General features: G+C 71.7%; 5 protein-coding genes, 2 rRNA genes and 1 pseudogene. 3 read left to right on the forward strand and 5 right to left on the reverse strand.

All coding sequences use genetic code 11. The annotated features are described in order from the left end of the window. Positions 1-1710 precede the first annotated feature (1710 nt). Both CHC05_RS42860 and CHC05_RS34285 read left to right on the forward strand, forming a co-directional pair. Positions 1711-2082, forward strand: a pseudogene (locus CHC05_RS42860) (VOC family protein); the annotation flags it as partial. 60 nt (positions 2083-2142) lie between these two features. Continuing rightward, a complete protein-coding gene (locus CHC05_RS34285; protein ID WP_089254788.1) occupies positions 2143-2526 on the forward strand; it encodes a VOC family protein in 384 nt (127 codons plus the stop codon). 3 nt (positions 2527-2529) lie between these two features. Here the strand turns inward: CHC05_RS34285 and CHC05_RS34290 are convergent, their stop codons facing one another. The 3 genes from CHC05_RS34290 to CHC05_RS34300 are packed head-to-tail and all read right to left on the reverse strand — an operon-like array spanning position 2530 to position 6949. Then, a complete protein-coding gene (locus tag CHC05_RS34290) occupies positions 2530-3027 on the reverse strand; it encodes a DUF4233 domain-containing protein (RefSeq protein WP_089254789.1) in 498 nt (165 codons plus the stop codon). Further along, positions 3024-4349: a bifunctional folylpolyglutamate synthase/dihydrofolate synthase gene (locus CHC05_RS34295; protein ID WP_089254790.1), complete on the reverse strand. Its 1326-nt coding sequence runs from the start codon at positions 4347-4349 to the stop codon at positions 3024-3026. Before CHC05_RS34295 ends, CHC05_RS34290 begins: the two co-directional genes overlap by 4 nt. Beyond that, entirely contained in the window at positions 4346-6949 is a 2604-nt protein-coding gene (locus CHC05_RS34300; RefSeq protein WP_089254791.1) for a valine--tRNA ligase, read from the reverse strand. Before CHC05_RS34300 ends, CHC05_RS34295 begins: the two co-directional genes overlap by 4 nt. A gap of 70 nt (positions 6950-7019) precedes the next feature. Between CHC05_RS34300 and CHC05_RS34305 the strand changes: the two genes are divergently transcribed. Further along, complete coding sequence (locus tag CHC05_RS34305; RefSeq protein WP_089254792.1) at positions 7020-7697, forward strand: hypothetical protein; 678 nt, start codon at positions 7020-7022, stop codon at positions 7695-7697. A 97-nt stretch (positions 7698-7794) separates the two neighbouring features. On the opposite strand, the gene rrf is transcribed toward CHC05_RS34305, so the two are convergent. Continuing rightward, positions 7795-7911, reverse strand: a 5S ribosomal RNA gene (gene rrf, locus CHC05_RS34310). 94 nt (positions 7912-8005) lie between these two features. Next, positions 8006-8143: ribosomal RNA gene (locus tag CHC05_RS34315) — 23S ribosomal RNA — on the reverse strand; the annotation flags it as partial.

Genomic DNA, 8143 nt, shown 5'->3' on the forward strand with positions numbered 1-8143 from the left:
CTGTTCGTGCTCGCGGTCGGGCTCGTGCTGGTCACGGCCATCCGCGGCGGGGCGCGGGCCTGGGTGGCGGGCACCGCGCACGTCCACAGCGTCTCCGAGCCGCCGGCGTCGTCGGTGTTCGGGCGCTGCGAGCTACAGGTGCTGGTCGACGCGCCGGGCGTCGCGGGGCGGCTGGTCCGGATGCGCGACCCCCGCGTACCCGTCGCCAAGTGGCCCGACGTCGGCGCCAGCCTGCCCATCATGGTGGCGATCGACGATCCGCGGCACATCCGCATCCTCTGGGACGAGGTGCTCACCCACGCCGAGGCGGCGGCCGCCTCCCGCGACGACGACCTCGGCCCGCTCGAAGACGACGAGACCCGCTGGCCGCGGCCGGAGGACGACTACGTGCCCCCGGCGCCGGTGGAGACCATCGAGACGACCACCGCCGACCTGACCGACGAGCTCAGCGGCCTGCGCAAGCCGACCGAGCCGGTGGTCGTGCACCAGACCCCCGGCGGCCCGATCGTGGTCGAGGGCACGCTGGTCGACGCGCCCCCCGCCGACTCGCCGCCGCTGGCTCGCCGGGCCGCCCGGCCCAACCCGCACAAGACGCGCGCGGAACGGGCGGCGAGGGAAGAAGGCTCCGGGGGCACGGCGACCGCCACCGCACCGCCTCCCACGGACGTGCCGGGGCAGCGCGGTGCCGCCGGACCCAACACCGAGCGGCCCGACGACGTGTTCGACCAGGACGCGTCCTGGGCCGAGCCACTCTTCACGGAACGCCGCGTCAGCCGGCCGGCGTCGGCCGGGTCCGGACCCGAGCGGGATCCGTCGGATGCCGAGGCCGGGTCCGGGGCCGCGGAGGAGCCGGGCGGCGGTCGGGCTGACGGTTCGGCCGAGGCACGCATGAGCTCGGCCCCGATTGCCGAGGCGGACGACCAGCCCGCGCCGGCCGCTCACCCCGCCGGCGGGCCGACCCGGAGCAGCGACAACCCCGCGCCCACTGCCCGCGCGGCCGGCGGGCCGAGCCAAACCGACGACGAGCCGGCGCCTGCCGCTCGCGCTGCCGGCGGGCCGGTCCAGACCGACGACGAGCCGGCGCCTGCCGCTCGCGCTGCCGGCGGGCCGACCCAGACCGGTGACAAGACCGCGCCCGGCGCTGGCGCCACAGGCCGGCCATCCCAGACCGACGCCGAGCCTTCGCCGGCCGTCGGTGTCCCCGGCGGGCCGATCCCTACCGATGACCAGCCGGCGACGGCCACTCGCGCCGCCGGTGGGCCGACGCCGGCCGGCGATCAGCCGGCCACCACCGCACGAGCCGCGAGTGGCGCCGCGCCCGCGCCGTCCGAACGTGGCGCCGACAGTCTGGCCGAGGACGAGCCGGCTCGCGGGGCCGCTGGCGACGCGGACGCGCGCGCTGGTCGTGGTGAGCGAGACGCTGACCCGGCGGACGACGACGATGCGGAGCAGCTTGGCGAAGGCTGGTCGGCGGGCAGCCGTGGTGAGCAGGCCGCCGCCCTGGCCGAGCAGGTTCGTGCCGCGGCGGCCGCGGCGTTCGTCCGGTCTGAGAGCGAGGAGCCCAAGGCGCCGGCCCAGCCCGCCGCGCCGGATGACGACACGCCGCCGAGGAAGGCGCGCAACGGCACCGGCGGCGAGGGTGAGGGCGACATGTTCGCCGACCTCTACACCGCGTACCCGAGTGCCCGGCCCGGCGACACCGGCGCGACCATCCACGGCGTGGGGCTGACCTTCCTGGTCCGCGACCTGGGCCGCTCGGTCGCCTTCTACCGCGACATGCTCGGGTTCCAGGAGATCGACACCGGCGAGCACAACGCCGTGCTGGCGTCCGGGGACACCCGCATGGTGCTCCGCGAGATCAAGGACGCGTCCGCGGTCAGCCGCCGGCTGGTCCACCTCAACCTCGAGGTTGGCGACGTGATGTCCGTGTACGAGGACCTGCGCGCGAAGGGCGTCCGGTTCACGTACCCGCCCCGGGTGGTCAACCGCGGCGTGAAGCTGGAGCTCTGGGCGGCCGCGTTCAAGGACCCGGACGGCCACGGCATCGCGATCACCCAGTGGCGCAGCCGGGAAACGGGGTAGCCGGACCACTCCGACCCGTGGCAGGTTGGTGATCCAGCCAGCCACGAGAGGAGCGCCGCTGTGGCGCCAACGGTTCTGAACGTCGCGTTCGACTCGGCCGACCCGTACGCGTTGGCGTCGTTCTGGAGCAAGGTCATGGCGGTGCCGATGGCCGACGACGACTTCCCCGGCGACCCGGCGGCCAGCATCGCGCTGCCCACGGGCCTGCACCTGTACTTCCAGGTCGTGCCGGAGCCGAAGACGGCGAAGAACCGCGTGCACATCTGCCTGCGCCCGGATGTCCCGCGCGACGAGGAGGTTGCCCGGGTGCTCGCCCTGGGCGCCACGATCGTCGACGACCGCCGCAACCCGGCGCCGGGCGAAGACGGCGGCTGGGTGGTCTTCGCGGACCCCGAGGGCAACGAGTTCTGCGTGCTGCGCAGCCCCGGCGAGCCGCACCCGTAGGGCCTAGCCCAGGATCGAGCGCCTGACGTAGAGGATGTAGACCCAGACCAGGCCGAAGATCACGCCCAGCGCGAACAGCGACCAGTGCAGGAAGCCGCCGAGCAGGAGCGCACCCTGTACGACCGTGCCCGCCGTCCACACCCACGGCCGGCGCAGCATTCCGCACAGCACGAAGCAGACGACGCTGAGCACGACGACCGCCCAGACAGCGCCGGCGCTGAGGTGGCCGCCGAGCAGCCGGATCGGCTGGATGGCCAGCAGCAACACGAGCCCCTGCAGCCCGAGCGCCGCGGCGCCCATGCCCCGCACGGCACCCGCCGGGTTGCGCAACCCCGACCGGCGATATCCGGGCGGCAGCTCGTCCGCGTCCGCTGAAGCCGTCGGCGCCGGCTCGGTGGTGGCCGCCGGGGCCGCGTCGGTGGACGCCGCCAGCGCCGCCTCGGTGGTGGCCGGCTCCGCGGCGGGCGCCGTTTCTGGGCGGGTTTCGTCGTTGGTGGTCATCGCTTGAGCAGCGTTCGTGCCTCGGCCACCGTGAAGACCGAACCCGTCACGATCACGCCGACCCCGCTGAGCTCGCCTTCGACCTCGGTCTCGGCGAGGACGACCGCGGCCTCGATGGCGTCGGGCATGGTGGCGGCGGTCTCGACCCGCTCCTCGCCGAACACCTCGACCGCCAACGCCGCGAGCTCGTCGACCGGCATCGCGCGCGGTGAGCTGTTGCGGGTGACCACGACGGCGTCGACCACCGGCTCGAGCAGGTCGAGGATGCCGGTCACGTCCTTGTCGGCCAGCACGGCGACCACCGCGACCAGCTTGCTGAACGCGAACTCCTCCTGGAGCGCGGTCACCGTGGCGGCCATGCCGTGCGGGTTGTGTGCGCCGTCGAGCAGGATGGTCGGCGCGTTGCGTACCTTCTCCAGCCGTCCTGGCGACGAGGTGGCCGCGAAGCCCTCACGGACGGTCTCGACCACGAGCTGGCGGTCGGCGCCGGCGCCCAGGAACGCCTCGACCGCCGCCAAGGCCACGGCGGCGTTCTGCGCCTGGTGTGCGCCGTGCAGCGGCAGGAAGATCTCGTCGTACTCGCCGCCGAGGCCCTGCAGGGTGAGCACCTGGCCGCCGACGGCGAGGGTCCGGCGCAGCACGCCGAACTCGCCACCCTCGCGGGCGATGGTGGCGCCGACCTCCGCGCACCGTTCGAGCAGCGGGCGGGCCGCCTCCTCGGTCTGCGCGGCCGTGATCACCGTGGCGCCCTTGTGGATGATGCCGGCCTTGGCCCAGGCGATCTCTTCGATCGTGTCGCCGAGCCACTCGGTATGGTCCAGGCCGATCGGGGTGATCACGCAGACGCCGGCCTGGATCACGTTGGTCGAGTCGTCGGCCCCGCCGAGCCCGACCTCGACCACGGCGACCTCGACCGGCGCGTCGGCGAAGGCCGCGAATGCGAGCGCGGTGGTCATGTCGAAGTAGGTCAGCGGCTCGTCGTGGCGGTCGTCGACGAGCGCGGCCAGCGGCTCGACCTCGCGATAGACCGACACGAACCGGTCCTCGGAGATCGGCTCGCCGTCGAGGCTGATCCGCTCCCGCACCGACTCGAGGTGCGGGCTCGTGTAGCGCCCGGTGTGGATCCCGAACGCCTGCAACAGCGAGTCGATCATCCGGGCGGTCGAGGTCTTGCCGTTGGTGCCTGTGAGGTGGATCGACGGGTACGCCCGTTGCGGCGACCCGAGCAGGTCGAGCAGCTCCTCGATCTTGCTGAGGTCGAACACCATCCGGATGTTTCCGCGCGCCTCGAGGGCGGCGTCAACCTCGCGAAACTCACTCATGCCGGTAGCGCCTCCAGGGCGGCGTCGATCCGCGCGAGGTCGGCCTCGGCGGTGGCCAGCCGCTCCTTGATCTTGTTGACGACGTGCTCCGGCGCCTTGCCGACGAACGCCTCGTTGCCGAGCTTGGCCCGGCACTGCGCGGCCTCCTTCTCGGCGACCGCGCGGTCCTTGGTCAACCGGGCCCGCTCGGCCACGAGGTCGACCGCGCCGCGGGTGTCCAGGTCGACGCGCACGCCGCCGGCGACGGACAGCGTCGCGGACGCGGCGAAGTCCGGGGCGGCGTCGTCGAGCCGGGCCAGCGAACGGATCAGCCACTCGTGCGGCGCGACCACGCCGAGGCCGTCGAGCCGCGCGGCCACCCGCTGCGACGGGCGCACACCCTGGTCGTTGCGGAACCGGCGGATCTCGGTGACCACCCGCTGGAGCGCCTCGATCTCAGCCTCCGCCCCGTCGTCGACCAGCGCCTTGTCGAGCTGCGGCCACTCCGCCCTGGCCACCGTGCCGGCACCGTTGATCGCGATCCACAGCTCGTCGGTGACGAACGGGATGACCGGGTGCAGCAGCCGGAGGAGCTGGTCGAGCACGTGGCCGAGGACCCGCCGGGTGGCGTCGGCGGCCGGGCCACCGGCGGCCAGCACCGGCTTGCTCAGCTCGACGTACCAGTCGCAGACGTCGTCCCACGCGAAGTGGTAGAGCACGTCGCAGATCTTGGCGAACTCGAACCGCTCGAACAGCTCGTCGACCTCGTCGATCACGTGCTCGAGGCGCGACAGGATCCACCGGTCGGTGGTGGACAGCTCGGTGGGCAGCGGGCCGTCGACGTGCGCGCCGTTCATCAGCGCGAACCGGGTGGCGTTCCAGAGCTTGTTGCAGAAGTTGCGGGAGCCCTGGCACCACTCCTCGCTGACCGGCACGTCCTGGCCGGGGTTGGCGCCGCGGGCCAGCGTGAACCGGGTGGCGTCGGCACCGAACCGGTCCATCCAGTCGAGCGGGTCGACCACGTTGCCGAACGACTTCGACATCTTCTTGCCGTGCTCGTCGCGGACCATGCCATGCAGCGCGATCACGTCGAACGGCTGCTTGCCGTCCATCGCGTACAGGCCGAACATCATCATCCGAGCGACCCAGAAGAACAGGATGTCGTACCCGGTGACCAGCACGCTGGTCGGGTAGAAGCGCTGGAGGTCCGGCGTCTGCTCGGGCCAGCCGAGGGTGGAGAACGGCCAGAGGCCGCTGGAGAACCAGGTGTCGAGGACGTCGGTGTCCTGCTCCCAACCCTCGCCCGGAGGCTCCTCGTCGGGGCCGACGCAGCGCACCTCGCCGTCGGGGCCGTACCAGACCGGGATCCGGTGTCCCCACCACAGCTGGCGCGAGATGCACCAGTCGTGCATGTTGTCGACCCAGGCGAAGTAGCGCTTCGCCATGTCCTCGGGGTCGATCCGGACCCGGCCGTCGCGCACGGCGTCACCGGCGGCCTTGGCCAGCGGGCCGGTGTTGACGAACCACTGTAGCGACAGGCGCGGCTCGACGGTGGTGCGGCAACGGGAGCAGTGCCCGACCGCGTGCACGTACGGACGCTTCTCGGCGACGATCAGGCCCTGCTCGCGCAGTGCCGCCACGATCGCGGGACGTGCTTCGTAACGGTCGAGGCCCTCGAACGGTCCTGGCACGGTGATGAGGCCGCGCTCGTCCATCATGGTGATGCTGGGCAGGTCGTGCCGTTGCCCGATCTCGAAGTCGTTGGGGTCGTGCGCGGGGGTCACCTTGACCGCGCCGGTGCCGAACGCCGGGTCGACGTGCTCGTCGGCCACGACGGGGATGCGCCGGCCGGTCAGCGGCAGCTCGACCTCGGTGCCGATGAGGTGCTTGTAGCGCTCGTCGTCGGGGTGCACCGCGACGGCGGTGTCGCCGAGCATCGTCTCCGCGCGGGTGGTGGCGACGACGATCTCGTCGCTGTAGCGGATCGAGACGAGCTCGCCCTCGTCGTCGCTGTGCACGACCTCGATGTCGCTGAGCGCGGTGAGGCAGCGCGGGCACCAGTTGATGATGCGGTTCGCGCGATAGATCAGGCCGTCGTCGAACAGCTTCTTGAACATGGTCTGGACGGCCCGGGAGAGGCCCTCGTCCATGGTGAAGCGCTCGCGGCTCCAGTCGACGGAGTCGCCGAGCCGGCGCATCTGCCCGAGGATCGCGCCGCCGGACTCGGCCTTCCACTGCCACACCCGCTCGACGAACGCCTCCCGGCCCAGGTCGTGCCGCGACAGGCCCTCCTGGCCGAGCTGGCGCTCGACCAGGTTCTGGGTGGCGATGCCGGCGTGGTCCATGCCCGGCAGCCAGAGCGCCTCGTAGCCCTGCATCCGCCGGCGTCGCACCAGGGCGTCCATCAGCGTGTGCTCGAAGGCGTGCCCCATGTGCAGGGAGCCGGTGACGTTCGGCGGCGGGATCACGATCGTGAACGGGGGCTTGTCGCTCGCCACGTCGGCGGTGAAGACACCGTCGGATACCCAGGCCTCGTAGCGCCGACTCTCTACGTCCGCCGGCGTGTATTGCGCAGGCAGGGTCGGTGTCGCGAGCTCGCTGGTCTCCGGTGTCTGGGTCACCCGTGAAGTCTACGGAGCGTTCCCGGCGACCCCGCATGCGACCACCGGCTGTTCCGTTACGGTGGCCTGCATGTCGAACGACCGAATCCCCGAGGCCGAACAAGGCGAGCCGATCGATGTCACGCCGCCTGTCTGGGCCGCGTCGCCGGACTCGCCGGACGAAGAAGACGGTCCTCGCCCGCCGATGTCGCGACGCCGGCGGATCGTGCTGGCTTCGGTGGCCGCTGTCGGAGTGGCCGGCCTGGCCGCGGTCGGCATCTGGGGCGGGCGAATCGCCTCGCAGCAAGATCCGACCATGACGACCCCGGCGACGGTGGCCGGGCTCCAGCTCAACAAGAGTGCCGACGCGGCCGCGACGGCCGAGGACCTCAAGGCGGCTTTCGCCGCGGGCATCGACCTCAAGACGAGCTTGGGCGCGGTCTACACGGACCCCGCGGCGACCGACCGGAGCGTGCTGTTCTTCGGGGGTACGGCCCTGCTGTGGTCGCCGGCGAAGGACCTGGACACGCTGTTCGGGCTGGTCGGCGACGAGTCCGGCACGGTCGACGGGCTGCACGAGGTGCCCGCCGGCGACCTGGGCGGCGTGATGAAGTGCGGAACGACCGCGGTCGAGGACGGCGGCAACATGGCGGTGTGCGGCTGGGCCGACCACGGCGCCACCGGAATGGCGCTGTTCCCGTCCCGTTCCACCGACGAGGCGGCCGGCCTCATGCGCCAGATGCGTGACGCGGTCCAGAGCCGCGACTGAGCTCGGGCGCCCCGCTATCGCGGGGCGCCTTTCTCTTTTTCCTGGCTGGAACACAATTAAGGGCCACCCCTTGCGGGGTGGCCCTTAATAGGAAGATGCCCGGCGGTGTCCTACTCTCCCACACCCTCCCGGGTGCAGTACCATCGGCGCTGGAGGGCTTAGCTTCCGGGTTCGGAATGTGACCGGGCGTTTCCCCTCCGCCATGACCGCCGTAACTCTATCGACATATCAAACAACCGACCGCGCCACTCAAGGCAGCCGTGGTGTTTGTTTGTCGGGAGTTGCACAGTGGACGCGTAGCAGCTTTGTAGGTCAAGTCCTCGGCCTATTAGTACAGGTCAACTGAACCCGTTACCGGGCTTACATTTCCTGCCTATCAACCCAGTGGTCTAGCTGGGGGCCTTACCCCACACAAGTGTGGGTGGGATACCTCATCTTGAAGCGAG

Source organism: Asanoa hainanensis, assembly GCF_900188485.1.
Taxonomy (GTDB): Bacteria; Actinomycetota; Actinomycetes; order Mycobacteriales; family Micromonosporaceae; genus Asanoa; species Asanoa hainanensis.

Excerpts from the sequence above, each read along its gene's own strand:
- CHC05_RS34290 (WP_089254789.1), bottom strand. The coding sequence starts at position 3,027 with ATGACCACCAACGACGAAACCCGCCCAGAAACGGCGCCCGCCGCGGAG.
- CHC05_RS34295 (WP_089254790.1), bottom strand. The coding sequence starts at position 4,349 with ATGAGTGAGTTTCGCGAGGTTGACGCCGCCCTCGAGGCGCGCGGAAAC.
- CHC05_RS34305 (WP_089254792.1), top strand. The coding sequence starts at position 7,020 with ATGTCGAACGACCGAATCCCCGAGGCCGAACAAGGCGAGCCGATCGAT.